Origin of the sequence: Tychonema sp. LEGE 07196 (assembly GCF_963890365.1) — a bacterium.
Classification (GTDB): Bacteria; Cyanobacteriota; Cyanobacteriia; order Cyanobacteriales; family Microcoleaceae; genus Microcoleus.
In genome coordinates this window covers 47,343-71,424 of sequence record NZ_CAWPRX010000055.1, presented here as the reverse complement: position 1 = coordinate 71,424, position 24,082 = coordinate 47,343, and the positions used below count along the sequence as shown (strand labels likewise).

Below are 24,082 nucleotides of genomic sequence, written 5' to 3'. Positions count from 1 at the left end.
ACGAGGTTTACACAAACAAAACCCGATCTGAGAGGGGTTGAAGAATGGATGGTTAACATTACGTTTTTTTCTTGATACGGCATTTTTTCAGTCGGCGGAGGCGGACGAAAGTTTTTGTAAACCTGGTTTCAACCGCCGTCCGCATCTGCATCTCCCGTGATGCGATATTTATTCCTGTGCTCCGGCATTTTTGAGCAATTTCACAACAGTCGAATAACCTTTAAACTCAGCCAGCATTAAAGCTGTATAATTGCCGGGATTCTTGTGATTTAGTTCTGCACCAGCAGCGATTAAAATCTTGACTGCATGAGTATAACCGCGATGGGCGGCCCACATTAAAGCAGTTGCACCGGAATCATCCAGCAGGTTGACATCCGCGCCTTTTTCAACTAATAATTGGACGATCGCCAAATAACCGCGATCGCACGCTTTCATTAAAGCCGTTTTCCCCAAATCTGCCGGGACATTCGGATTTGCACCGCCCTCGAGCAAAACCTTCACCGTCTCAGTATGTCCGCCAAAAACAGCCAGCGTCAAAGCCGTCTCCCCAAAGTTTTTAGCATTCAGAAAATCTGCCTGATTTGAGTTGACTTTTTGCAGCAAAGCCGCTACGATCGCACTGTGACCGTGAACAGCAGCCACCATCAAAGGCGTATCGCCCAACCGATTTCTGGCTCCGACAGTAGCACCTCGGTTTAATAGCAATTCCACCACATCTTCGCAGCCTTCAACTACCGCAAAATTCAACGCAGTTTCATCATCTCTGTCCTTAGCGTTGATATCCGCGCCAGCATCGAGTAACATACGTGCGATCGGCAAATTTCCCCCAGCAGCAGCCGCCATCAAAGCCGTGCCCCCATCTCCATTCTTCACATTCGCATCAGCGCCCGCACCCAGCAAAGCCCGCACCGCATCAATATTGCCTAAATCCGCAGCCAAAGTCAAAGCAGTTTCGCCGTCTTTGTCGCGAATTTCCGCATTAGCGTTATTCGCCAACAGCACCTCGACAACCGCCAAATTTCCCGCCGTTGCGGCCTCCATCAAAGCGGTTTTGCTCTTGAGATTTTTAAGATTAACATCCGCACCGCGATCGAGCAAAATTCTGACAATTTCAGCGCTACCTTGACTAACAGCTAAAAACAGCATGAAATTGTCAGCAACAGCACCCGCATCAGCCAAAACTTTCACAACAGCTTCGTCCCCGGACAAAGCCGCTATTTTCAGAGCAGAATCTCCATCTATATCTCGGACATTCACATCAGCCTTAGCATCAAGCAAAAGCCGCACAACATTAACATCTCCTTTGAGAGAAGCCGCCATCAAAGCCGTACTTCCATCATCATTTTTTGCATCAACATCAGCCCCCGCAGCCAACAACAGCCGCATAACATCAGCCTGTTTGTGAGCGGCGGCCAGCATCAAAGCCGTCAGCCCAAAACGCCTGCTCGCGAGGTTGACATTAGCGTCATTGTTTAGTAGAATACGCACGATTTCCGTATAGCCCTTTTGGGCCGCAAACATCAAAGCCGTTGTCCCCTCAGAGTCTTTGGCATTAGCGTCAACGCCTTTAGCGAGTAAAGCTTGGACGTGAATAATATTGCCAGTCTTGGCGGCTTGAATCAATACAGCGTCTTGTTTAATGGCAGGCATAATAGTGTCTCATCCCGTATATTTTTACGGTCGCACGAGACTGACTTAGTGGTATACTAATTTTTATGAAGTATGTTTGCTAATCCTCAGAACACTATGAACGTCGAAATAATTCCGGAGTCAGTAAAAGTTTGGAGCCAATTCTTCCACCCAGTGTTAATGTGGGTATTGCTGGCTCTGTCATTTTATGCTTTGTATCTCGGTCTTCAAATCCGCCGTACCAGAAGTGCTGAAGGCGAGGCCAAAAAAGAATTAATTAAGGGCAAATTCAACATCAAGCATCACCAAATTGGTTCTTTGCTGCTAGCCTTGATGGTAACAGGGGCGATCGGTGGAATGGCCGTCACCTACATCAACAACGGCAAACTATTTGTGGGAGCCCACTTGCTAGCAGGCTTGGGAATGACCGCAATAATTGCCATTTCAGCCTCGCTGACCCCTTTGATGCAAAAAGGCAATGATTTGGCCAGATACAGTCACATCGTTCTAAATGTGGCGCTATTGGGGCTGTTTGGCTGGCAGGCGGTAACAGGTGTGGAAATCGTGCAAAGAATTATCAGCAAAATGTAATCGTTAAAGTACGATTCACTCTTGGACGCGCGAGTGTCCTGAAACCGGGTTTTTCACGAGAATACTTCGTTTGTAGACGTAGATTATTCTAAAAACTCGGTTTTTTTAGTCCCAGTGCGTAACTGCTATAATTGCGATCGGGCTGTCATATAGCCTCGCTCAAAAAAGTGAGGTACAGGTTTAGATGTTAGATGTTAGATGTTAGATTTTAGATTTTAGATTGAGGGTTCGATACCTCATTTTTGTCAGAACGAAGTAGGTCGGCGGGAAAATCCATAAGTATGTAACAAAATATTAAGTATGGTGACTGGACTTGAATTTAATACGTTGTCTAGGGTAATCTCCTCTTTTTCCTCTAACTTCTACTCCCTGAATTACGGCCTAGGCGAGTTCTAATTCATCCTCAAAAAAATGTCGCCGCCAATTCATCTTCTTTAATGTGTTGCCACTCTCATTCAATTGGGTTCATTTCGGAACAATATTTAGGCAACAAAAAAACATATAAACCCTGACCTTCCCACTTTGACCACAACTGTTTAACATCCTGACATCAGTGTATTGGCTCGTTGTCTTGTAGAATAATTCTAATCCGTTTCATTTGGGCCGCTTCTTCTGCTTCTTTCTCCATCATCTGAATATAAGCTTTTCGATCGACACCTCCAATTACCAAACCATATACAAAGCTACTTAAAGGTTCAAAAACCCCCACAATACTTAATCTACAACCTCGATTTTTAGTTTGTTGTATCCGTTTTTGCTCGCCTTTTTTGTAATAGGTATAACTAGGTTTACTCCAGGCACTCGTATCCCGATCAATCAAAATATTTTAAGTCAAATTCTCCAGCCGCTGCTGCTAATTCCAGCATATCTAGGTCTGATTGCTTTATTTCTCGCTAGGATGGCGTCCTGTTTTCCTTTATGACTTGGACTAACTATTTTCCAAATGAGCCCCCTTTTTTTAGTACCCGTCTTAGTCTCTCTGGACTTAATTTGATCCAGCGCTCTTTTTCTAATTTATCAGCTAATTGAAAACTGTTATATGTACGTGGTTCTTTTTTTAAGCATTCTTCCAAAAACTCTATATCCTCTTCTTTCCATTTGGCTTTTACTCCTCGACCTAGTTTTTCCCAAAGGCTTTTTCTACCAAATTCTTCCCATTTATGTAAGACTGCTCTCACTGTTTGTGAAGCCAAGTTAAAGTGAGTAGCTATTTTCTAAACATACCAGCCATGTGCATTTCACCTGATTACTTCTACTCGATATTTGACTTTTTGTGGTACTTTCGCCGTTCTCAGATTTAATAGGGTTTTGTCTTGCTTTTGAGTCAGAAATACTCTTAGTCGAGCACCCATATATTAATTACCTCACTAAAGCTATACCTTTCTTTGTGTTTCTTAACATAGTTGTGTGTTTTTTCGCCGACCTACTTACTCACCGCCTCACTAAAGCTGACCGCTACGGCATGATGCGCCATCCTCGATGAGTCCACCAGCGAAGAAAAACGCGGCTCGCTCGATCGCCTGATTCGCTTCCCCGTCAAAGGTCGGATTCAAGTCGCTGACGAACTCTCCACCGTCTCGCAACCAGAAAGCTGCTTGAGAACTCGACACTCTACAACAGCTTACCCTTGGGAATGTTTAAACAAGTCACCGATACAACTCTTTAGGGATAGCTTTTTGTATAATGCACTGTTGACACAGGCGATTAACGTTCGCAACTTCACCAACATCATGACAGATAGCATTCAGCATCTCATCGAGCCGCACATTCAAGATTTGGGTGGATTCCAAGCCCGCCGCTTGCTTCCCTCAGACGTTCTAACTCTGGTAGGCCCGTTCATCTTTTTTGACCATCTCGGCCCTGCGGTGTTTCCACCAGGTAAGGGTGTCGATGTCAGGCCGCACCCGCACATCAACTTAGCAACCGTCACCTACTTGTTTGAAGGAGTTTTGCTGCACCGCGATAGTGTCGGTAGCGTTCAAGAAATCCGTCCCGGCGCGGTCAATTGGATGACGGCAGGGCGAGGCATTGTCCACTCGGAACGCACCCCCCAGGACGATCGCAACAAAGAAGCCATCCTGCACGGCATCCAAACCTGGATAGCGCTTCCCGACGAATACGAAGAAACCGACCCTTGGTTTCGGCACCATCCAGCTTCTGAGCTACCTGTTTGGGAGGATGCAGGAGTTTCGTTCGCCCTGATTGCGGGTGAGGCTTACGGTCGCATTTCCCCAGTTCAAATATTTTCACCCATGATTTATCTGGACGTGCAACTGACGAATGGAACAGAGTTTACCTTACCGGGCGATTACAGCGAACAGGCGGTTTACAGCGTAACAGAGGGGCTTCTAATCGATGGAGTGCCTTTAGCACAGCATCGGTTGGCAGTTCTAACTTCAGGGACTGAAGTAAACATCTCTGCTTCAAGCACGGCTCGGTGTATTGTGATTGGCGGTGAACCTGTGGGCGAGCGGCATAAGTGGTGGAATTTTGTTTCGAGCCGGCACTCGCGCATTGAGCAAGCCAAACTCGATTGGAAAGAAGGAAGGTTCGGTCAGGTTCCTCAAGAGACAGAGTTTATTCCGCTGCCAGAAGAACCGCCTTCTCAACGGGAACAGCCGCTGTGAATAACCGCAGCCATCTAAATTTAGGAACTGTTTTTTGATTCAGAATCCGTCTTTTCTCCTCCACTTTTAGCGGATATTATTCCTAAATTTTTGGTGCCGTCAAGCATCGATTTGTGCGCTGGCTGCAACAGAATATAGACGCCCAAGCTGCATATAAAGCCTGTTTGATGATCTGTTTGGGCTTGAAAGTTGTTTAAGTCCCGCTAATTTTTGTGGAGCGCTAAAGTCAGGCATTTGCTGTACAAAATCAGGTGTATGCTGTACAAAATCAGTCAGATACAGATATTTGCAGGGACTGCACTCTATCTGTTTTTATCCGAAAATATCTGGTCAATGCCTGCATTGACCTGTTAAATTGCTGCCTTTTTGTGCTGTTCGTGCCTTTGCTTGTTGAGGCTGGTTATGGCTGTAGAGTTTTGCTAGCAAGCAATGTTTTTGCGATCGCAAACCATGACTAATGCGTGCCTATCTAAAAATAATCCACTGCCCTATGCCCGACAGTACCTCATCTTTCGCTAGAAAGGCTATACTTATCGACTTTCTGTCTAAAACTCTATCGAGCTCCCTTTCTCCGGGGTTTTGTTTAAGCCTAGAGTGTTGCTAAAGCTTGTTAGTTAATTGGCTAAAAGTCTTGAAAAAACGGAGAGGGTGGGATTTGAACCCACGGAACCTTACGGTTCACCTGATTTCAAGTCAGGCGCATTCGACCACTCTGCCACCTCTCCCGGTAGATAAACTACATCATACCAGTAGTTGCCGCTAACTACAAGCCGTTGCCGATTCTGTTTGCCGGTAAAGAATTTGCTCTAAAACCACTGCGAAATCTTCCCCCAGCCAAACTAGAGACGCTTCCGACACTGTGCCATTTTCCAGCAGCACGATCGAGAAATTCCGCAGTTTCGATCGCTCTGTCTCCGCAATTCGCGGTACGCTGGCGGCATTCAAATAAACTGTACCCTCCCCACTCACGAAACACGACTTCCGCAACTCGTGCTTGGTGTGCCGCAGTTTGTGGTGCATATGACCAAAAGTTACCAGAGGTACGTGCTTCCCCGAACCGCGAGTTCGATCGATCGCCTCAGCAAAATCCGGGTCTCCCCAATCCCCTCCCAGCGGCTTCCAATCTCGACCGCAGGGGTCGCCCGGAGCCTCTCCCAGCCCCGTCGGGCCCGTGTGACCCAAAAAAATTACATTTTCGCAATCCGCATCCGCCGCAGCTCCTGCAATGCGTTTGGCCGACTCCTCAAAACTTTCTACCCCAAACCATTCCGAGTAAAAATCGTTGTACTTCCACTCCGACCCCCCCCAAGTAAACGGGCGGCTTCCCACCACAGTTACGCCCAATTCGGGAAAATCTCGCTTGCTGTAACCGACGTGGGCTTCTCCCATTAAATCTAACTGCTGTTTTACCCAATTTTCTTTAGTGCGATCGTAGGGGCACTGACTCCGGCCCCACTCCGTCGCTGTGTACCAAGCGTCGTGGTTTCCAAACACCGCAGCTTTCGGAATGTCCAATTGGGCGATCGCCCGCACCACATCCACCGACTCGTTCCCAAAATCCCCCACAAACAGCACCAAGTCAACGCCCAAATGCTTCAGCGCCTCGCCGTCTTCTGCTTCCCAGCGATCGTGAACGTCCCCCACCACCGCAATTTTGATAGATTTAGCTTTATTCATTTGATTTGTTATGTGCGATCGAGCCCTAGCCCCTTCTTATCAGCATAGGAAACAGCGACCAATTTTTGCACTCTCCCCCAGGCAATTTTAGATTTTAGATTTTAGATTTTAGATTTTAGATTGGCCCAACCAGCCGCTTGCAACCGTTTTTGGTGAATTCAACTATAATTCAAAATACATTTGAGTCCAGCCGCCACCATTCACCCAAGATTCTAACTGTGTTTACCACCGCACCTGCTCCCAACTTTACCCAAACCAGACTGCCCCACGACTTGTTTGCAGCAATCAACGCCCTCAAACAAGAGTTAAACGCCGTCATTCTCGCCCACTACTACCAAGACTCCGACATCCAAGACATCGCAGACTTCATAGGCGACTCCCTAGAACTTGCCCGCAAAGCCGCCAACACCAGCGCCGATGTCATAGTTTTTGCCGGAGTTCATTTCATGGCAGAAACCGCCAAAATCCTCAATCCCGACAAATTAGTATTGCTGCCAGACTTAAATGCAGGTTGTTCCCTCGCCGACAGTTGCCCGCCCGAAGCCTTTGCAGCATTCAAAGCCGATCGACCAAAACACTTAGTTATTTCCTACATTAACTGTACCGCCCAAATCAAGGCAATGAGCGACATAATTTGCACCAGCTCCAACGCCGTCAAAATTGTCAACCAAATTCCTGAAAATCAGCCAATAATCTTTGGGCCCGATCGCAATCTCGGCCGCTACGTCATCGAACAAAGCGGTAGACACATGGAACTCTGGCAAGGAGCCTGCATCGTCCACGAAAACTTCTCAGAAAAAAAGATAGTTCAACTCAAAATCGAACATCCCGAAGCCGAAATCATCGCTCACCCAGAATGCGAACCTCCCGTACTTCGCCACGCGAATTATATCGGTTCCACCGCCGCTTTGCTCAAATATTCTCAATCGAGTTCCAGCCAAGCATTTATTGTCGCGACTGAACCGGGAATAATTCACCAAATGCAAAAGCAAACACCACACAAACAATTTATCCCCGCTCCTGGCAACAATAATACTTGTGCTTGCAACGAATGCCCGCACATGAGATTAAATACCTTGGAAAAATTGTACCTATCCCTCAAAAATCAAACTCCCGAAATTACCATGTCCCAAGAACTGCAACGGGCAGCCTTGAAACCAATCCAGCGAATGCTAGAAATGAGCTAACCGTTAATTACCAATTTTTGGTTAACCTATTGTAGGGTAAATTGGGTGCGACAATTAACTTAAGTTACCAACAAACAAATATTAAACCGCGCCCAACCCACCAATATTAGACTTGCATTGCACTCAATCGCAGACAATCTATAAATTATCTGCGTTTATTTGTGTTTATTTGCTTAAAATCTGCGGTGGCTCGGCTCTATCGAAGATTTATGCAAGATCTATCAGCTAAAATCAAAAATGGTATGATTCCAGAAAAACTAATAATTTTCACCCGCTATCCCGAACCCGGAAAAACTAAAACTAGACTGATTCCGGTGCTGGGAAAAACAGGTGCTGCCAATATTCACCGCTTGATGGCTCAAAAGGCGATCGCCCGCGCGCTCACTCTCCAAAACTCCCGCCGCCTATCAGTAGAAATTCATTACACAGGCGGCAGCCCACAACAGATGCAAGACTGGTTGGGAACCGATGTTATTTATCAAAATCAAACAGACGGCGATTTAGGTGCCAGAATGACCGCAGCGTTTCAAAACTCCTTTAATTCGGGGGTTGACAAAGCTGTAATTATCGGCACTGATTGTCCCGCACTGAAACCAGAAATCATGGCAAAAGCTTTCGACAAACTGAGCCAGCACGATTTAGTTTTGGGGGCGGCAAAAGACGGAGGTTATTATCTGATCGGGCTGGGGCGATCGATACCGGAATTGTTTGGCGGCATTAACTGGGGAACTAATGAGGTATTTGCTGCTACGCGGGCGATCGCCCAAAAGCTCGATCTGAAAATTGCTTATCTTCCCACTCTTGCAGATATCGATCGACCGGAGGATTTGCTAGATTTAGATATGAATATGTTGAAATAATTAAACTCTATTGAGCAGATCTAATTCATTAGTAATTCTCATGTTTAATTAATAAAAAACACTTGTTTGTGAAACCAGAAGGTCATAATATAGTAATTGTATTTGTCTGACCAAATGCAGTGGTTAGACAGCGCTTGCGACAATAGTCGCAAGCGCGACAAAAAGGCAAAACATAACAAATTTTAGTTCAAAATAGAATCATGATTTGAGGGCGATACTCTACGATAATCGTCTCCCAAATCGTAGAAACCCGGTTTCTGACTGAATTTATCCTAAAGCGTCCCCCAACTCTTAGAAACCGGGTTTCTTGCTATATTTATCGCTACTCAACCCAAAACTCGTAGAAACCCGGTTTCTGACTGCTGGTGAGAAATCCGGTTTCTGACTATATAGCGGTTCGATCGCGTGGTGAGGTATGCCCACGGCGGCCTATGCCCACGGCGGGGCGGCCTATGCCCGGTTTGGCCACGGAGGCCACGGCGGCCTATCCCGGATAGTACCTCATACCAGAGCACAGAAAGGCTATATTTATGGCTACTCAACCCAAAACTCATAGAAACCCGGTTTTTCGCCCCCATCTGTAAAGCCTAAAACTGTCCGAAGCTGTTGAATAACAGATAAGCTTTGTACAACCCGCCCTCTATGTCACGGGCTGCTTAATTCTGTATGCCATCAGAAAATCATAATCTCAAAATTTCTATTATTATTCCAGCCTTAAACGAAGCACCTACGATCGCCCCAGTCATCTCCACCGCCCGAAATGCTAAAAATGTTGAAATCATTGTCGCAGACGGCGGCAGCAGCGATGGCACCGCAGATATAGCCCAATCTCTGGGCGTGCTAGTTATCTCTACCGCCCCAGGCCGCGCTACTCAAATGAATGCAGGTGCCGCCTCCGCTACTGGAGATATCCTGCTGTTCCTCCACGCCGACACTCTTTTACCCCCAGGCTACGACTCTGACGCGCGCATGGCATTAGCTAAACCGTCCATAGTAGGGGGGGCATTTCCACTCAAAATTGATGGGCGCAGGCTCTGTCTGCGGCTGGTAGAAACAGGGGTAAACTGTCGATCGAACTTTTTCCAAATGCCCTACGGCGATCAAGCCATTTTTCTGTATTTAGCTACCTTTGACAAAATCGGCGGTTTTCCCGACTTACCCCTGATGGAAGACTTTGAATTCGTGCGCCGGTTGAAAAAACAAGGCCGCATTGCCCTATTACCCCAGCCAGTGCTGACCTCCGACCGTCGCTGGCAGCAGTTTGGGGTACTCAAAACCACTGCCATCAATCAAATAGTAATTATCGCTTATTTCCTGGGAGTGTCGCCCGATCGACTCGCTTTCTGGTATAGAGGACAAAAGAAAAATTCTTCTGAAAACTAAAGAATAGTGAACTTTTCTAAAGCTCGGTAGCATTTATGCAAATAGGAAGCCCGTCCCTGCGTAAAATATGACTTGAACGCCTCAAAATTTACGCACAGCGAGGAAAAAGAGAATATGGCCGATCCCAGAGATGCAGAGCTTATTAAACCCTTTAACGGCGACCCCTTCACGGGTCATCTAGCAACTCCCATCAGTGCTTCTGATTTCACCAAAGCATTCATCGGGAACTTGCCAGCCTACCGCAAAGGACTCTCGCCCCTAGTTCGAGGTCTAGAAATCGGTTTGGCACACGGCTATTTCCTCGTCGGCCCAGAAATCGTCTTCGGACCCCTGCGGGATTATCCTGAAGCAGCTAATCTTGGCGGACTAATTACAGCCCTCGTCATAGTTCTACTCGGCACACTAGGTATGTCTGCCTACGGTTTGGTCTCTTTCAAGCAAGACAACACCAGCTACCCCAGTGCTAATCCCATGACTCCCGATTCCCTCAGAAATGCTGAAGGATGGAGTCAGTTGACCGCTGGTTTCTTCATTGGCGGCATGAGTGGCGTCTTTGCTGCCTACTTCTTGCTGGAAAACTTTAATGGCGTTGATGCCATTTTCCGGGGTTTAGTCAACAATTAGACTCTACTCGTCTATATCCCTGTTGGAACACGCTAACTTTAGTTTGGAGAATTTGACATGACAGGTACCTACGCTGCCTCTTTCTTGCCTTGGATTTTGATTCCGGTAATTACCTGGCTGATGCCAGTTGTGGTAATGGGTTTGTTGTTTATCTACATTGAAAGCGACGCCTGAGCTTTTCCCACAAAGCAACGCCTCAGTTGGAAGACTGACAGACAAATGCTCTGAAACCTCTCTCATAAGTCTAGGGAAAATCCGAAAAAATTGTTTTGAGATTGCTGGTAATTAGGAAATTTGCTTTCTTGACCCCGACCCCCAGACTCGACTGTGTGGAGCAATCTTTCTGTCTTCTTCCATCTGAATTCGCCATTGCAAAAAATCCTCTGTCATGCGGGCAGAGGATTTTTTTACAAATATTTTTTTCCCGCAAGCACCAATCACCCGCTCGCAGAAGACAAATTGCGAAGTCGTGAGTCACAATTGTAATCGGAAAGTATCTCATAAGGAGACATCGATGCCATTTCCCTCCGCGCGCAAAATCTTAGCTCCATTCCTGATCTCGGTACTCCTGTTAGTGACCGCCTGCGGCGGTCAAACCCAAACCCCTTCCCGCTGGGACAAAGCCCAGGAGGAAAGTACCCAAAAACCCGCCGCTAATGCCAAGCAGGCTACTGACAAATCCATAGCTCAAAGTCAAAACCTTCCCAAGAACGCAGTCGCAGGCGGCAAGTTAAATAAATACTTCCCCTCTTCAGGTGCCGGATTCGATCGCGTCTTCGCTCAAGAAAAATCTGGTTTTGCTGAAGCTAAGCTCAACAAAGGCGGTAAAAATGTCGCGGTACTCTCGATTAACGATATCGCCGGCAACCCCTCGGCTGGTACAAAATTCCAGCAAAGTACCAAGCAAATTAGCGGCTATCCTGCTGTCAATCAGGGTGCTAATATCACTGCTGTTTTGGTGGCAAATCGCTATCAGGTGAAAGTTCAATCCCGCGATCCATCTTTTACTGCTAGCGATCGCGAAGCTTGGCTGTCAAAATTTAACCTCCCCGGCCTAGCCCGCCTCAAGTAGCAATGTCTCCGATAGAACTCCCCGCCCGACTTTAGTCAGGCGCAATCAGAATTAAGTCTGTCCAGACAAAATTGTGAAGTTCTTGCCATCTGCCAAAAGTAATATCTTTGATTCTTGTTCAGCTATAAGGAGTTTTTTGTGAGCAAAACAGTCTTTGAATTAGTCGATCAACTGCCAAAAGACAACATGACTGTCAAAGCCCTGCGAGCGCTTGACTTTGTGGTTCCCGGCGAGTGGAACAATTTAGTGGGCTTTGAAAATACCATTCGCACTGTTACTGGCGAAACTGATGAAGATTTGATTCAGCAAATTGGCGATCGCGCCATCTATCTCTACAACGATAAGTCCCAAGGCTACCAGCGCGCTCTTTGGCTCTACCAAACCATCGACAGTGCCTCCGGTGCCCTAGGCGCGGCTGCTATGGCCAACAAAGTATCCGAAAATGTCCCATTTTTGGGCTTCCTCGGCAATCTCACCCCGAAGCCAGAAAAAGCTCAGACGATCGACCTTTCTTTGAAGTTAGTCACTGAGTTGCTCGCTTTTTGCCAAATTAACGGGATTCCAGGCGACAGCATCGGCGATTTTGCCGGAGCTCTGGGCGACTACGGCGGCGAATCCCTGATGCGGATGGCTGCTTTGGTTTGTTTCGACGGTTTGATTCCCCTGGGCCCAGACTTTATTATGGCCACTCAGTCTTGGATTCAACGCCTCTCCCCGCAAGATTTGCAAGATAATGTAGTGTTTAAGTCGATCGGCAGCATGATTCCAGGCGGCTCTCCCGCAGGCCAGCTCGGCTTTATCGGCGAAAGCTTTAACTCGGTTTCCGGTTGGATGGGATCTTTTGTCAGCGATCGGGGTTTGACTCCCCAAAACGTACTCGGCCACTTGCAGAATTTTGTCGAAATTTCTGCCGATAAGGTGGACTATGTGGGCGCATTCCTCGACATGACTACCAATTACTACGAACACACCGGCGTTCAAACTCTCGCCCGCCGTTTGATTGAACGAGCTGTCGCTGAAATTTAGAGTCAGCACAGGAGTTGCAATTTGTCAATAGAAAAACCCGGAAGCGAGTGTTTCGATCTCAAAGTTTTTTGACTGACAATTCTTTAAGCTTGGTTTTCGATAAAATATCTGTGCGATCGATCGAGTCGCTCGCCCGGATCTCAACTCAAAACTCCTACCAATCAATTTTACAAGGAAGCCTTAATGCCAGAAGAACCGCAAAACCCTACCGCTGGCGAATCAGAAACTCCCAGTGCTGCGATCGAGAACGCCCCAAGTTCCGACGCACCCGAGACAACCGACTTACCCAGCACTGACAAGCCCGCAGCTAAAGCTAAAAAGCCCCCAGCTAAAGCCGCTGACGGCGACAAGCCCCCAGCTAAAGCCGCTGACGGCGACAAGCCCCCAGCTAAAGCTAAAAAAGAAAAAGCACCTGCTGTTGAAGACAAGCCCTTTGCGGAATTTATTCAACAAGATTATTTGCCCGCCTTGCAAACTGCTTTGACCAAGCAGGGCGTTAAGGACTTAGAGGTGCGTTTTACCAAGCAAAAACTCCCCATTGCCGGTATGAGTACCGCTGGAGATTGCTGGCAGGTAATTGGTAAATTCCAAGAAGGTCAGCGCCAATTTAACCTGTATTTTCCTCAAGAAAATATTCAAAGTCAAAGGGCGTTTTCCTGTGCTGAAAATAATAGCCATACCAGCACTTTAGAGCCTTTTTTGATAGACGAGCGCAAGATTACTCTCGACCTCATGGTGTTTGGCGTCGTCCAGCGGCTTAACGCTCAAAAATGGCTGAATCTTAATTAGTCAGTAGTCAGTAGTCATTAGTCAGTAGTCATTAGTCAGTAGTTAGTAGTTGTTGGGAATTGGTTATTAGTTATTGGTTATTGGTTACTTGCTACGAATTCCCAATTTCTCATTCTCAATTCCCAATAACAACTAACAGCTAACAGCTAACAGTCAACATTCAACAGTCATTAGTCATTAGCTATGACTTGTCATTTATTGGTCACTAGAAGCAAAATTACAGATTGAGCGATCGATAAAGTTCGTATCCAAATTAACCAGACCGTCACTAAAAAGTGCCTGGAGACAAGCAACTAATGACTGTTGAATGTTGACTAATGACTACTGACTACTGACTGAGGACTATTGACTAATGACTCCTAACTAATGACTCCTAACTAATGACTGCTGACTAATGGATTCAGTCAAAAAATTGCGCTCTTGCATAATCCCGTAAAGGTCAACATCTGTTTCTAACAAACAAGCATGACCGCTGTTAGCCAGCATCACCATTTCAGCATTGGGAATTACTTTGACTAAAAGCTTCGCTTCTGCTATTGAAGGTAGCAGCCGATCGGCACCGCTAGCAATTACTAACGTCTGCTGTTGGATGCCGCGCAACTGATTTTGATCCACATCAAACGATCGCACTAACGCCAATCTCCACACAGACGTGTGTTGCGGTACCGCTTGCATCGCTTCTAGCAAAGCCCGCCGATCGTCGCGCCCAATCTTTCCTAAAGATGCTAACATCGGCAACAAACCGATTACCGACAGCGGATAAAGATTCGCCGGCAACCACTGAGTTAGATGCGAACCCCACTGCACCCAAGGCTGCTGTCGGAATGAAGAAGCAGGATTCACTAAAATTAGCCGATCGCACAATTGAGGAGCTTCTAAAACAATTTTCATCGCTAAACAGCCCCCAAAGGACTCGCCGCACAGATAAACCGGGCGCTGCTGCTTTCCGGTTTGCTTTTCGGCTTCGATTAAGGCAATTGTTTCGCTGACAAGTACCTCCCAACTAGCCATATCATCAGCAGGTAAAGTTAAGCAGCGAATGTCAAAATAATTGGCTAATTTAGAAATTTGCGGCCGCAGCAGCAATCCGCTACCATCCATACCGGGCAGAAATATAAATAAAGGGCGATCGGATTTCGGCGGTTTGGGGGTTAGAAAACGAACCTGGTTACTAGCATTTGGCATGATTAAAATCAGAAATTAAATTATATGAACTCTATCAGTCGGGGATTGCTGTCAAAAATACGGGGATAATCAGAGAGCAAGAACAATCATCAATTAAGACATCAGACGAATCAAGAATCTTAAACCAGGAAGCGACTAAGAATCAGCCGAGGACGGCGGCACAAGGAAAATGCGAGCAAAAATCACAAATTTATTCCTTCTTCCCTCTTCCCTCTTCCCTCTTTCTTCTTCCTTCTTCCTTCTTCCCTCTTCCGACGGACTTACATCCGTTACATCCGTTACATCCGTTAAATAATCCGTTGCCGAACTTCCCTCTTCCCTCTTCCTTCTTCCCTCTTCCTTCTTCCGACGGACTTACATCCGTTACATCCGTTACATCCGTTACATCCGTTACATCCGTTACATCCCGTACATTGCTCGTTGCCGAACTTCCCTCTTCCTTCTTCCTTCGTTACAAACACCCTCGTTGGAGCAATTGTGCAATTTCCCCCTGACAGTGCTCTGTGAGTTCAGCAACAACAGCTTTGGCTTTTTTGCCTCGATATTGCTGCTGTCTATTGGCAGTAATCCAGTAAGGGCGGCCGATTAAAACATTAACTCGCTGATAAACTATCACAGGATGCCACCCGGCGCGATCGAACAGCGGTTCGGAAGGATCGAACAAACTCAACAACTTGAGCGGTACAGCAGAGCGCACCGACTTTTCCTCCATCGAACCAATCGCCACCGGCAACACCGCCAAATCGCGCAGCGGAGCCCGCAAAGCCAAATGAGCAAATCCCCGCTGAAACTTCCCCACAGCACTCGGTTGAGTAACTTTCACCATCGGTTCTGCACCCTCGGGAAACACCCCCACCATCTCCCCAGTTTGCAGCAAAGCTGTCGCTTGAGAAAAAAAATGCTGCTGTCGCTGCTCCGGTGCTTCCAAAGGAAAAGCCCCAAAAGTCGTGACAACTTCCCGAATCACCGGAACTTGACCCATGTAGTGATGACAAGCAAAGCGGATCGATCGACCCAAAGCCGCCGTCAGCAGCACAGGATCTAAGAAACTGCGGTGATTGCTCACCACCAGCACCGGACTATCTCGGGGCATCCGGTGCTCGTGGTGCAAAAACATCTGCGTTCCCAAAGTGGCCAGGAAACAGCGCGAAATCAGCAATGTGCGATCGGAAGACATGGGCTAAAACACAGGTGCGAGGCTATAGAGGTTGATTGCATCCCCATGCAGCTTAACATTACTTTACGAAATCGGGACTCAGCCAAAAAGCATACTTCCCCTAGACAAGACCTTTGCAAATCTACCCGCATTTCAGGCGCAGCGCGGATCTACAGATAGCGGTTCTCAAGCGTTATGAGGTATACCCCATGCCCCATCCCTCCGCAACGCTAGAGCCCAATCCCTCCGCAACGCTAGAGCCCTTCGGCCCCACCCCTCCGCTTCGCTAGAGCCCAATCCCTCCGCAACGCTAGAGCCCTTCGGCCCCATCCCTCCGCAACGCTAGAGCCCTTCGGCCCCATCCCTCCGCAACGCTAGAGCCCTTCGGCCCCATCCCTCCGCAACGCTAGAGCCCAATTCCCAATGCCCCATCCCTCCGCAACGCTAGAGCCCTTCGGCCCAATTCCCCATGCCCCATGCCCCACTGCCCTGTTTGGCCCATCTTTCTGAGAAATGCCTAAGTCTTGTTGCGACAAAAATTCTCGATCGGAAACAAAAATTCATAAAGTGTTGTTGCAAACTTCTATAAAAATGTTTAAAACTCCCGCAAAACCTACTTGTGCGCTCTAAAATTAGAAATTTACAGTCAGTATTGACAGGCTGTCAAAGTATTTTTAGACAAGTCGTAATAGCAATCTTCCGAGGCATCAAATGAGTAACATCCAAAACTATCGCCTTAAATGTACCCTCACCTTTGGCGACATTTACGGTCAAATCATTGTTTGGCTGATAGTCATCTTCCTGAGTCTAGCGTCCGCACTCGCCCTCTGGAGCAGCGCCCGTCAAATCTACGCCTTGGCTACCGTCGGCTTGATTTTAGTGCTGTCTCTGCCTTTCTTGCTGTTTGCTTTCGTGACAACTCTCCTAAATAACATTCAAGTGCTTTCGGTAGATCCCGCCACCGAAGATCAACCTTCTGCAACCGGAAATCAATCCAATCAGCAGCCTATAGAAACCATCGGCTAGTTTAATTTGAAATTTTAACTTTTGATCTTCCATTCCAATCAAAAGTTAAAAAACTTCCCGATCTTTTGATAGGAAGTTTTTTTTTGCGTCACGATAAGTTGAGGAGAACACTCAAAATTACTCAAACAATGCTGGAACACGACGTAATCATTGTAGGCGGCGGTTTAGCAGGTTGCCGCGCCGCTGTAGAAATTGCCCGGACTCAGCCCAGTTTAAAGGTAGCAGTTGTTGCCAAAACTCACCCGATTCGATCGCACTCCGTCGCAGCCCAAGGCGGCATGGCCTCCAGCCTGCAAAATGTCGATCCCGAAGACAGTTGGAAAGCCCACGCCTTCGACACAGTAAAGGGTTCCGACTATTTGGCAGACCAAGATGCAGTAGAAATCCTCACCCGCGAAGCCCCCGGTGTAGTCATAGATTTAGAGCACATGGGAGTCCTCTTCTCCCGCCTAGAAGACGGCAGAATTGCCCAGCGCGCTTTCGGCGGACATTCCCACCGCCGCACCTGCTATGCCGCCGACAAAACCGGTCACGCCATCCTCCACGAATTAGTCAACAATCTGCGCCGCTGCGGAGTTCACATCTATCAAGAGTGGTATGTCACCCGCCTGATTTTGGAAGCAGGCCAAGCCAAGGGCGTGGTTATGTTCAATCTGATAGACGGCGAAATTGCCGTCGTGCGCGCTAAGGCGGTGATGTTTGCGACGGGGGGTTACGGTCGGGTTTACAACACCACCTCGAACGATTACGCCTCGACTGGTGACGGTTTGGCGATGGCGGCGATGGCTGGATTGCCGCTGGAAGATATGGAATTTGTGCAGTTTCACCCGACGGGTTTGTATCCGGTGGGAGTGTTGATTTCCGAGGCCGTGCGGGGCGAAGGTGCTTATCTGATTAATTCCGAGGGCGATCGATTTATGGCCAATTACGCCCCGTCGCGGATGGAATTAGCGCCTAGGGACATTACATCGCGATCGATTTCCCTAGAAATTCGCGCAGGCCGAGGAATTAATCTCGACGGTAGTGCAGGCGGCCCCTTTATTTACCTCGATTTGCGGCACATGGGACGCGAAAAAATCATGAGCAAAATACCTTTTGCTTGGGAAGAAGCCCACCGCTTATTAGGAATTGATTCTGTCAACCAACCGATGCCCGTCCGCCCGACAGCTCACTATTCAATGGGCGGAATTCCAACTAATATCGACGGGCAAGTTCGCAGCAGTGCTGACAGTTTGGTAGACGGTTTCTTTGCAGCCGGCGAAGCAGCTTGTGTCTCTGTTCACGGCGCTAACCGTTTGGGCAGCAATTCGCTGTTGGAATGCGTCGTTTACGGCAAAGTTACTGGCGCAACCATAGCACAATTCGTACAAAATCGCAAGTTACCTACAGTAGACGAACAGCGTTATATCCAAGAAACCAAAGAGCAAATTCAAGCACTTTTAGATTGTCCCGGAAAATATCGAATTAATCAAATCCGGCAGCAGTATCAAGATACGATGAGTGAGTATTGCGGGGTATTTCGCAGCGCCGAATTGATGCAGGAAGGTTTACAAAAACTGGAGGATTTAGAGCGAGAATATGAGGAAGTTTACTTAGACGATAAAGGCAAGTTGTGGAATACGGAAATTGTGGAAGCTTTGGAATTGCGGAGTTTAATAGTTGTCGGGAAAATGATTTTAACTTCTGCTTTGAACCGGCAGGAAAGTCGGGGAGCTCATTCGCGGGAAGATTTTCCTGAGCGGGATGACGACAATTTCTTGAAGCATACGCTGGCCTATTACTCACCTGCTGGGATTGATTTGGCTTATATGCCGGTGGCGATTACGATGTTTGAGCCGCAGGAGAGGAAGTATTGATTTGTAGGGTGGGCGATGCCAGCCCTGTCAAGGCGATCTCGACGTACTTACGTCATCCTAGCTCTTGGATCTCGATCGCAAACAAGATTTATTGTCGATTGCGGTTAAAAAGCATGACTGTCGAACGATTAGAATCAACGAATTTTCAAGGGTTTGATAGCCTTCTTCACCACCTTGACAGGGCTGGGTAGGCATTGCCCACCTTACAACTTGAGAGACAATTCATCATTCACAATCGTTGGTCTGTGCAATTCCTATAATTAAAAGAGGTAATATTTACAATGGATGCCATTAAACGTCAATGTTTAGAAGCAGCAGGTTGGCGGGTGGGAGATGCCGCAGACTTTCTAGAACTTTCAGCCGAAGAAATTGCTTTTATTGAGATGAAGCTGTCTCTAATTAAACCCTTGAAGCAGCTTCGCATCACTCAAAACCTTTCTCAAGAAAGTTTAGCTAAGAAAATCAAGTCTAGTCAGTCACGGGTAGCTAAAATTGAATCAGGCGATCCGTCGGTTTCTCTTGATTTGATGGTAAGGACAATGCTAGCGCTGGGAGCAACACGCGAGGATGTGGCACTCGCTATTGCTTCTTCCAACGTGATTATAAGTAGCAAAAAAAAACATGAGTAAAACGACACAGACATCTCAATTCCAGCAAGCTCTTGAAGCTGTAGAAGTTTTATCATTAGAAGATCAAGCCATGCTTCTAGATATTCTTCAGAATCGCCTGCGACAACAGCGACGAAATGAATTACTCAAGGAAGTAGCAGAAGTTCGTCAAGAATATGCAGAGGGCAATGTTAAATTTGGGTCGGTAGCCGATTTTATGGCGGAGTTGGATGATTGATGAAAATTGGTTGGACTCCCAAATCTATTCGTACTTTCAAAAAGTTAGTTCGTAAAAATTCTCAGCTTCGCCTTTTAATTGAAGCTACGCTTGAACTTTTGTCTGAAGACTGCTTTAACCCCAGCTTGCGAACTCACAAACTGACAGGAGATTTATCGGGTATCTGGTCCTGTTCAATAGATTATGATTATCGGATTTTATTTGAGTTTGTGACCGATCCAGAAGATGAGGAGGAAGCTATTTTATTACTCAAAATGGGTTCTCATGATGAAGTCTATTAAGCCCGATCGCCCTTTTTCCCAATTCCTTCCCACTATCTCACTCTCCACCATCCTCCCTGACTTCCTCCACCGATAAACCCAACGCCTCCGCCACCTGTGGGGCACTCAAACCCATTCCCAACAACCGGGGAATTGCAGCCCTTCTTGCTTGAGCTTCAGCTTGTTGTGCCTGCTCTGCACTGTCAGCTCGCAATCTTTCTTGTTCGGCTCGCAATCTTTCTTGTTCGGCTCGCAACCTTTCTTGTTCGGCTCTTTCCCGCTGTTGTTCCCCCCGCAATCTCTCCAATTCGGCTCTTTCATCGCCAATCAACAGCAAATTACCTTCCTCGTCCCACCAGCGCAGCCACAGCATGGTTTGATTTTGATAATTGCCTTGCCAAAGTCCCAATTCTACGCCTAAAGGTGCAATAGGAAAATGACCGCGATCGTTAAGTTCTAACAGTTGATAATACCCGTCAATTAACCGATAAACTTCTAATCTGCCGCTGTTAATTTCATAGATGCCGTAATAGGGAATTCGCATCACCCGCTCGTAGGCCCAAAACTTGCCAGGTTTTGTTATTACCCCTTCATCAGTGCGCGATAAAGGAGTGCGATCGCGCTCTTCATCCCCGTTGCCGCTCGCAAATTCCAACGCAATTAACGGTGCTATGTGTTCCCGCCACAGCACGTAGGAACGGCGAATTTGACCGTCAATATTAGGAGGTACATTCGGAACATAAAACCAATCAGGAGCTTCTGCACCTTTTTCCGGCGGCTCGGTTTCTCGCCAGTAAATGCCGCAGTCTTGACCGATCGCATATTGTCCGTCAGGATGCCGCTCCTGCAAAATCGGGCCGATCGAATCAGTTAAAATTAAACTTTGCGGATGCTCCTGAAAATTTTTCACAAAAGTACCATCCGACTCTGGTAATTGAGTGTGGTCTGGAAAAGCAGGAGGTAGAACAACGCGGTCAACGCTTTGGGTCATAATTCCCTCCGAAGTCTTGCTTAATTCATAATATCATGTCTGCGGTCACGAAGGCAATTAAATAGGTTTGTAGAGAAAACTGAAGTCCTTACAAAAATCTGAAGACTTCAGTCCTCTCTACAAACGTTGTAACCATTATTTGACGGATACGCTCTAATTTAAATTTGGAATCAAACAATAAATTTTGAGTTTTAAGTATTAAGTTTTTCACTTAAAACTATTTCACTTAAAACTCAAAATTCTTTCATCCAAAACTCTCCTTAAGGTGTCGGTAGCGCACCTTCAGGACTAGGAGAAGCCTCCGGTTCAGGACTCGCTTTCTCGGCCGCAGGAGAAGGCGAAGGAGTGCCGCTAGCTAACTGATTAATTTGGTCTTTGTAGTTAGGAGGAGCTAACTCACTAGCTTTATCAAACAGCGTTTTTGCCTCGTCAGTTTTGCCTTGTTCCTTAAACACGATCGCCTTGGCTAAAGTCGGGCGAAAATCTTTCGGATTCGCTTTGGCGGATTCGTCATAAATCGCGATCGCCTCATCGTAGCGCTTCTGCACAGCATAAACCTGTCCCAAAATCAACTGCACCGAAGTGACATCAATACTTCCCGGTTTCGCCTGATTTTGTGCCGGAGCGGCCTTGAGCGTATCTTGCAGCAGTCCGATCGCAGCTTCGGGCCTTTGCTGCACCAACAGCAAATTCACCAACCCCTGCAAAGCCTTAATTTCCCCAGGCTTAGACGCTAAAATTGACCTGTAAGCCTGAGCCGCCCCTTCGCGATCGCCCGTGCGTTCCTTGGCCTGAGCCAGCAAAATCCCGTATTCAGTAGTTTCGGGATTCAGTTTAGCCAACTTTTCCAAAGGTGGGATCGCATCCTTAATGTCCCCCACTCCCTGTCCGATCAACTCCAGCCGTACCTGCAACAACCCCCGCAGCGCCGTTACATTGTCAGGTTCGCGCTGCAAAACCAATTCGTACCCCCTCACCTGATCTTGCAGCAACTGCGCTTGCTTCTCGCCAGAGGGCGCAGTCTGAGTCGGCGTTGGAGTCGATGTAGCGGTTGTTTGACTGCTCTTGAGAATACTGTCCAAAATTGGAACCAGAGAAAATCCCAAAAAAGCGATGAGCGAAAGCACCACCACCACACTAATCAACCCGCGACGCTTGTTTGCTTTTTCCATAATTCAACTATCCCAACTTAAAATCTACTATTTTCTAAGAATTAACCCATCGCCTAGGGGCGTCTGCGATTTAACCGAATCCGTGTAACCATAAAAGTTCTTAACTTCAAAGTGCCAATTCACAAACCAGTCTTTTGCTTGCAGCTAATATGGTAACAGACCCGCAACTCCACGCTCGTCAAACAATTTGGGACACAAAGACCCGCAGCCCCAAAAACTGCGACTTTCGTCCAATTTAGTTTGGTCGAGCTAAAAATTACCGAAAAGATGGCGGATCGACCCGCCAGGTAATTGGAGTAAGTAAAATAAGCAAGCTGCTCCAAAGAGATTGGAACGGCGCCTTGAGGCTTTTCCTCAAAGCATTGCGAAATATTGCCTGGTTTGATGCTCAGGTATTCAGCACGCGATCGATCGGGATATATCCTAGATTGTCCGGGCTCGAAGTATCTGAATATCCTAAATGCTATTAGCCACCAGTGCCAGTTTTCGCCCGATCGACCCGACGAGTGGGGTTTGCAACTCTCAAACTCTTTGCCCACAAGGATTAGAGCAGCCCGCCCATCCCGGAGCGATCGATCGCTCGTAGCGAAGTTTAAAACTGGCATTGATGAGTCAAAACCAAACTTTCCGGCGCAAGTCCTAAGTTTGGTGCTAGTAGTTGTGAAATCAGTTTCTTCAGTTTATTCCTAATTTCCCTTAAGGGATGTGTCTCCGCTGCAAGGAGTTTTTTATGAACCCCTCTCCCAACCGGTCTTCCAAATCGTCCAAATCTACTTCTGCTCGCAAGGCCGAGCCGAGCGAGTCCGCCGTGAATCAGCCCGCAGTTACAGCCTCCGCGCCCGAGACACCAGACGAAAGTCCCGTGTCTTCCCCGCCATCACCGGCTGCACCTGTTGAGGAAAATCTAGCGCCCGCGACAACAGACGCGCCCGCGACAACAGACGCACCAGCGCCAACAGACGCACCAGCGTCAACAGACGCACCAGCGCCAACAGACGCACCAGCGTCAAAGGATACGCTGCAGCGACCGCGCTACAGTTCTGCCCCCGCCAAGGACAAAACAAAGCCAAAAGAACCGCCCAGCAATGCTCCTGCACCCTCTGCGCTAGCAGCGCCTTCGGAATCGGCCAGCGATACTCCAGCAGTCGCCGTCGCACCGCCCGCGCCAACAGACGCGCCAGCAGCTAACGAAAGTCAGGCCGAGGATGACTTACCCTCCGTCATGCGCCAACATCCGATTCCACCCCCCAGCGAACCCAGACAGTACCGAGCTGTTGGTTTGGTGCGGGGCCGCTACACCCAATCCGAAGAGCAATTCACCAGAGGTATGCTGATTGCTGCTGACGGAACTGCCATCGATGCAGTTTTGCTGGGTAGAGTCATGAGTTTAGTCAAAAATCACCTGGATCTGGAACAAGAACACCTCTGGGTGGTCTATCCCCGCACCAGGCAAGAAGACGGCAACTTGCACGCCCAGATTATGGGAGTTTGGGAGCCGGAAACGCTCAAGAAATCTCCCGAAGTGTCTTCGGATGAGGAAAATCTGGAAGCAGGGGAGATTGAGGCTAGCAGCGAAGCATCGACGGCATCTGTATCGCCCTCGGAACCTGATGTTGAAGATGGCTATTTTTCGATTCGAGGCGAGGTGATTTATCAACAATCGCAAGAGGAAGAAAAGTATGTCATCGTCAAAATCAAGCAAGCTCCCCGCAAGAATGACGACAAGATGAAGTTTTTTAAGCTGAAACTCAAGGGGGATGTAGGAACAAAGGCGATCGGATTTTTTTGGGATTTCCACGTCAAATTGAAAGCTGAGAGTCTGACGATCGAGCAGGCGAACAATATTGGCGCCCTGCCGATTAAAAAGCGGAAATTCCCCCCCGGCAGCAAGCCCGGCGGCTACAAAGGAGGAGGAAACAAGCGTCCGTTTACTCCTAGGCCCAGCGGTGACGGTACTCCTGTAGGGCGTCCTACCATCAAGTCCGCAGCAGCAGCACCTGCTGTTCCCAAGGAACCTCTTCCTAAGCCGGTTAAGAAGCCTAAGCCCGAGGCCTAGGGCAAGATTTGAGATTGGAGGTTTTCGGTTAGTGCGTCTGGTTAATCTAAAATCGCCCAATCGCCAATC

At 47.6% G+C, this 24,082-nt stretch carries 25 protein-coding genes, 1 tRNA gene and 1 pseudogene; 17 read left to right on the top strand and 10 right to left on the bottom strand.

Features of this window, described 5'->3' with window-relative positions; all coding sequences use genetic code 11:
• Window positions 1–168: 168 nt before the first annotated feature.
• Entirely contained in the window at window positions 169–1,650 is a 1,482-nt protein-coding gene (locus AACV78_RS07325; RefSeq protein ID WP_194012101.1) for an ankyrin repeat domain-containing protein, read from the bottom strand.
• A 96-nt stretch (window positions 1,651–1,746) separates the two neighbouring features.
• Between AACV78_RS07325 and AACV78_RS07320 the strand changes: the two genes are divergently transcribed.
• Complete coding sequence (locus tag AACV78_RS07320) at window positions 1,747–2,220, top strand: DUF4079 domain-containing protein (RefSeq protein ID WP_194012100.1); 474 nt, start codon at window positions 1,747–1,749, stop codon at window positions 2,218–2,220.
• Window positions 2,221–2,671: 451 nt separating this feature from the next.
• Here AACV78_RS07320 and AACV78_RS07315 read toward each other — a convergent pair.
• Window positions 2,672–3,572, bottom strand: a pseudogene (locus AACV78_RS07315) (IS630 family transposase).
• A gap of 90 nt (window positions 3,573–3,662) precedes the next feature.
• Window positions 3,663–3,830, bottom strand: a complete 168-nt coding sequence (locus AACV78_RS07310; RefSeq protein WP_194012099.1) for a hypothetical protein — start codon at window positions 3,828–3,830, stop codon at window positions 3,663–3,665.
• Between the two features lie 66 nt (window positions 3,831–3,896).
• Here AACV78_RS07310 and AACV78_RS07305 point away from each other — a divergent pair, with 66 nt between their 5' ends.
• The gene (locus AACV78_RS07305) at window positions 3,897–4,847 is read left to right on the top strand and encodes a pirin family protein (RefSeq protein WP_228042109.1); all 951 of its coding nucleotides are present in this window, start codon (window positions 3,897–3,899) and stop codon (window positions 4,845–4,847) included.
• Between the two features lie 640 nt (window positions 4,848–5,487).
• Here the strand turns inward: AACV78_RS07305 and AACV78_RS07300 are convergent.
• Window positions 5,488–5,572, bottom strand: a tRNA-Ser gene (locus tag AACV78_RS07300).
• A gap of 34 nt (window positions 5,573–5,606) precedes the next feature.
• A complete protein-coding gene (locus tag AACV78_RS07295) occupies window positions 5,607–6,524 on the bottom strand; it encodes a TIGR04168 family protein (protein WP_194012098.1) in 918 nt (305 codons plus the stop codon).
• A 218-nt stretch (window positions 6,525–6,742) separates the two neighbouring features.
• On the opposite strand from AACV78_RS07295, the gene nadA reads away from it, so the two are divergent.
• The 8 genes from nadA to AACV78_RS07255 all read left to right on the top strand — a co-directional run bounded on the left by nadA (window position 6,743) and on the right by AACV78_RS07255 (window position 13,465).
• The gene (nadA, locus tag AACV78_RS07290) at window positions 6,743–7,711 is read left to right on the top strand and encodes a quinolinate synthase NadA (RefSeq protein ID WP_194012104.1); all 969 of its coding nucleotides are present in this window, start codon (window positions 6,743–6,745) and stop codon (window positions 7,709–7,711) included.
• A 242-nt stretch (window positions 7,712–7,953) separates the two neighbouring features.
• Window positions 7,954–8,571 (top strand): TIGR04282 family arsenosugar biosynthesis glycosyltransferase, encoded by a 618-nt coding sequence (locus tag AACV78_RS07285; RefSeq protein ID WP_194012103.1) that lies wholly within the window; start codon window positions 7,954–7,956, stop codon window positions 8,569–8,571.
• A gap of 666 nt (window positions 8,572–9,237) precedes the next feature.
• On the top strand, window positions 9,238–9,954 hold the full coding sequence (locus AACV78_RS07280) for a TIGR04283 family arsenosugar biosynthesis glycosyltransferase (RefSeq protein ID WP_194012097.1): 717 nt from the start codon (window positions 9,238–9,240) through the stop codon (window positions 9,952–9,954).
• A 114-nt stretch (window positions 9,955–10,068) separates the two neighbouring features.
• The gene (locus AACV78_RS07275) at window positions 10,069–10,578 is read left to right on the top strand and encodes a photosystem I reaction center protein subunit XI (protein WP_194012096.1); all 510 of its coding nucleotides are present in this window, start codon (window positions 10,069–10,071) and stop codon (window positions 10,576–10,578) included.
• A 57-nt stretch (window positions 10,579–10,635) separates the two neighbouring features.
• Complete coding sequence (locus AACV78_RS07270; protein WP_194012095.1) at window positions 10,636–10,752, top strand: photosystem I reaction center subunit VIII; 117 nt, start codon at window positions 10,636–10,638, stop codon at window positions 10,750–10,752.
• A 340-nt stretch (window positions 10,753–11,092) separates the two neighbouring features.
• The gene (locus AACV78_RS07265; protein WP_194012094.1) at window positions 11,093–11,650 is read left to right on the top strand and encodes a hypothetical protein; all 558 of its coding nucleotides are present in this window, start codon (window positions 11,093–11,095) and stop codon (window positions 11,648–11,650) included.
• 138 nt (window positions 11,651–11,788) lie between these two features.
• Window positions 11,789–12,676 (top strand): hypothetical protein, encoded by an 888-nt coding sequence (locus AACV78_RS07260; RefSeq protein ID WP_194012093.1) that lies wholly within the window; start codon window positions 11,789–11,791, stop codon window positions 12,674–12,676.
• A gap of 183 nt (window positions 12,677–12,859) precedes the next feature.
• A complete protein-coding gene (locus tag AACV78_RS07255) occupies window positions 12,860–13,465 on the top strand; it encodes a DUF2996 domain-containing protein (protein ID WP_194012092.1) in 606 nt (201 codons plus the stop codon).
• 363 nt (window positions 13,466–13,828) lie between these two features.
• On the opposite strand, the gene AACV78_RS07250 is transcribed toward AACV78_RS07255, so the two are convergent.
• From AACV78_RS07250 to AACV78_RS07240, 3 genes are all read right to left on the bottom strand, one after another.
• Entirely contained in the window at window positions 13,829–14,650 is an 822-nt protein-coding gene (locus AACV78_RS07250) for an alpha/beta fold hydrolase (RefSeq protein WP_194012091.1), read from the bottom strand.
• A 287-nt stretch (window positions 14,651–14,937) separates the two neighbouring features.
• Window positions 14,938–15,111 (bottom strand): hypothetical protein, encoded by a 174-nt coding sequence (locus AACV78_RS07245; protein WP_194012090.1) that lies wholly within the window; start codon window positions 15,109–15,111, stop codon window positions 14,938–14,940.
• Window positions 15,102–15,827, bottom strand: coding sequence for a lysophospholipid acyltransferase family protein (locus tag AACV78_RS07240; protein WP_194012089.1), 726 nt, complete (start codon window positions 15,825–15,827; stop codon window positions 15,102–15,104). The genes AACV78_RS07245 and AACV78_RS07240 overlap by 10 nt, the downstream gene beginning before the upstream one ends.
• 690 nt (window positions 15,828–16,517) lie before the next feature.
• Here AACV78_RS07240 and AACV78_RS07235 point away from each other — a divergent pair.
• The 5 genes from AACV78_RS07235 (at window position 16,518) to AACV78_RS07215 (ending at window position 19,815) form a co-directional block, all read left to right on the top strand.
• A complete protein-coding gene (locus AACV78_RS07235) occupies window positions 16,518–16,832 on the top strand; it encodes a hypothetical protein (RefSeq protein WP_194010683.1) in 315 nt (104 codons plus the stop codon).
• 128 nt (window positions 16,833–16,960) lie between these two features.
• A complete protein-coding gene (locus AACV78_RS07230; protein ID WP_194010686.1) occupies window positions 16,961–18,688 on the top strand; it encodes a succinate dehydrogenase/fumarate reductase flavoprotein subunit in 1,728 nt (575 codons plus the stop codon).
• Window positions 18,689–18,969: 281 nt separating this feature from the next.
• Entirely contained in the window at window positions 18,970–19,317 is a 348-nt protein-coding gene (locus AACV78_RS07225) for a helix-turn-helix transcriptional regulator (RefSeq protein WP_194010682.1), read from the top strand.
• Window positions 19,310–19,534, top strand: coding sequence for a hypothetical protein (locus tag AACV78_RS07220; RefSeq protein ID WP_096831014.1), 225 nt, complete (start codon window positions 19,310–19,312; stop codon window positions 19,532–19,534). The genes AACV78_RS07225 and AACV78_RS07220 overlap by 8 nt, the downstream gene beginning before the upstream one ends.
• The gene (locus tag AACV78_RS07215) at window positions 19,534–19,815 is read left to right on the top strand and encodes a type II toxin-antitoxin system RelE/ParE family toxin (RefSeq protein ID WP_194010681.1); all 282 of its coding nucleotides are present in this window, start codon (window positions 19,534–19,536) and stop codon (window positions 19,813–19,815) included. Before AACV78_RS07220 ends, AACV78_RS07215 begins: the two co-directional genes overlap by 1 nt.
• Window positions 19,816–19,852: 37 nt before the next feature.
• Here AACV78_RS07215 and AACV78_RS07210 read toward each other — a convergent pair whose 3' ends face one another.
• A complete protein-coding gene (locus AACV78_RS07210; RefSeq protein WP_194010680.1) occupies window positions 19,853–20,785 on the bottom strand; it encodes a Uma2 family endonuclease in 933 nt (310 codons plus the stop codon).
• Between the two features lie 260 nt (window positions 20,786–21,045).
• Window positions 21,046–21,957, bottom strand: a complete 912-nt coding sequence (locus AACV78_RS07205; RefSeq protein ID WP_194010679.1) for a tetratricopeptide repeat protein — start codon at window positions 21,955–21,957, stop codon at window positions 21,046–21,048.
• Window positions 21,958–22,417: 460 nt separating this feature from the next.
• Here AACV78_RS07205 and AACV78_RS07200 point away from each other — a divergent pair, with 460 nt between their 5' ends.
• Entirely contained in the window at window positions 22,418–22,543 is a 126-nt protein-coding gene (locus AACV78_RS07200) for a hypothetical protein (RefSeq protein ID WP_255512970.1), read from the top strand.
• 222 nt (window positions 22,544–22,765) lie between these two features.
• The gene (locus AACV78_RS07195; protein ID WP_445329578.1) at window positions 22,766–24,013 is read left to right on the top strand and encodes a hypothetical protein; all 1,248 of its coding nucleotides are present in this window, start codon (window positions 22,766–22,768) and stop codon (window positions 24,011–24,013) included.
• Window positions 24,014–24,082 lie beyond the last annotated feature (69 nt).

Bases quoted from the DNA above. Each gene is read 5' to 3' on its own strand.
- AACV78_RS07325 (WP_194012101.1), bottom strand. From the start codon at position 1,650: ATGCCTGCCATTAAACAAGACGCTGTATTGATTCAAGCCGCCAAGACT.
- AACV78_RS07250 (WP_194012091.1), bottom strand. From the start codon at position 14,650: ATGCCAAATGCTAGTAACCAGGTTCGTTTTCTAACCCCCAAACCGCCG.
- AACV78_RS07225 (WP_194010682.1), top strand. From the start codon at position 18,970: ATGGATGCCATTAAACGTCAATGTTTAGAAGCAGCAGGTTGGCGGGTG.
- AACV78_RS07210 (WP_194010680.1), bottom strand. From the start codon at position 20,785: ATGACCCAAAGCGTTGACCGCGTTGTTCTACCTCCTGCTTTTCCAGAC.
- AACV78_RS07230 (WP_194010686.1), top strand. From the start codon at position 16,961: ATGCTGGAACACGACGTAATCATTGTAGGCGGCGGTTTAGCAGGTTGC.
- AACV78_RS07240 (WP_194012089.1), bottom strand. From the start codon at position 15,827: ATGTCTTCCGATCGCACATTGCTGATTTCGCGCTGTTTCCTGGCCACT.
- AACV78_RS07265 (WP_194012094.1), top strand. From the start codon at position 11,093: ATGCCATTTCCCTCCGCGCGCAAAATCTTAGCTCCATTCCTGATCTCG.
- AACV78_RS07255 (WP_194012092.1), top strand. From the start codon at position 12,860: ATGCCAGAAGAACCGCAAAACCCTACCGCTGGCGAATCAGAAACTCCC.
- AACV78_RS07235 (WP_194010683.1), top strand. From the start codon at position 16,518: ATGAGTAACATCCAAAACTATCGCCTTAAATGTACCCTCACCTTTGGC.
- AACV78_RS07215 (WP_194010681.1), top strand. From the start codon at position 19,534: ATGAAAATTGGTTGGACTCCCAAATCTATTCGTACTTTCAAAAAGTTA.
- AACV78_RS07280 (WP_194012097.1), top strand. From the start codon at position 9,238: ATGCCATCAGAAAATCATAATCTCAAAATTTCTATTATTATTCCAGCC.
- AACV78_RS07270 (WP_194012095.1), top strand. From the start codon at position 10,636: ATGACAGGTACCTACGCTGCCTCTTTCTTGCCTTGGATTTTGATTCCG.
- AACV78_RS07275 (WP_194012096.1), top strand. From the start codon at position 10,069: ATGGCCGATCCCAGAGATGCAGAGCTTATTAAACCCTTTAACGGCGAC.
- AACV78_RS07200 (WP_255512970.1), top strand. From the start codon at position 22,418: ATGCTATTAGCCACCAGTGCCAGTTTTCGCCCGATCGACCCGACGAGT.
- AACV78_RS07320 (WP_194012100.1), top strand. From the start codon at position 1,747: ATGAACGTCGAAATAATTCCGGAGTCAGTAAAAGTTTGGAGCCAATTC.
- AACV78_RS07220 (WP_096831014.1), top strand. From the start codon at position 19,310: ATGAGTAAAACGACACAGACATCTCAATTCCAGCAAGCTCTTGAAGCT.
- AACV78_RS07285 (WP_194012103.1), top strand. From the start codon at position 7,954: ATGATTCCAGAAAAACTAATAATTTTCACCCGCTATCCCGAACCCGGA.
- AACV78_RS07205 (WP_194010679.1), bottom strand. From the start codon at position 21,957: ATGGAAAAAGCAAACAAGCGTCGCGGGTTGATTAGTGTGGTGGTGGTG.
- AACV78_RS07295 (WP_194012098.1), bottom strand. From the start codon at position 6,524: ATGAATAAAGCTAAATCTATCAAAATTGCGGTGGTGGGGGACGTTCAC.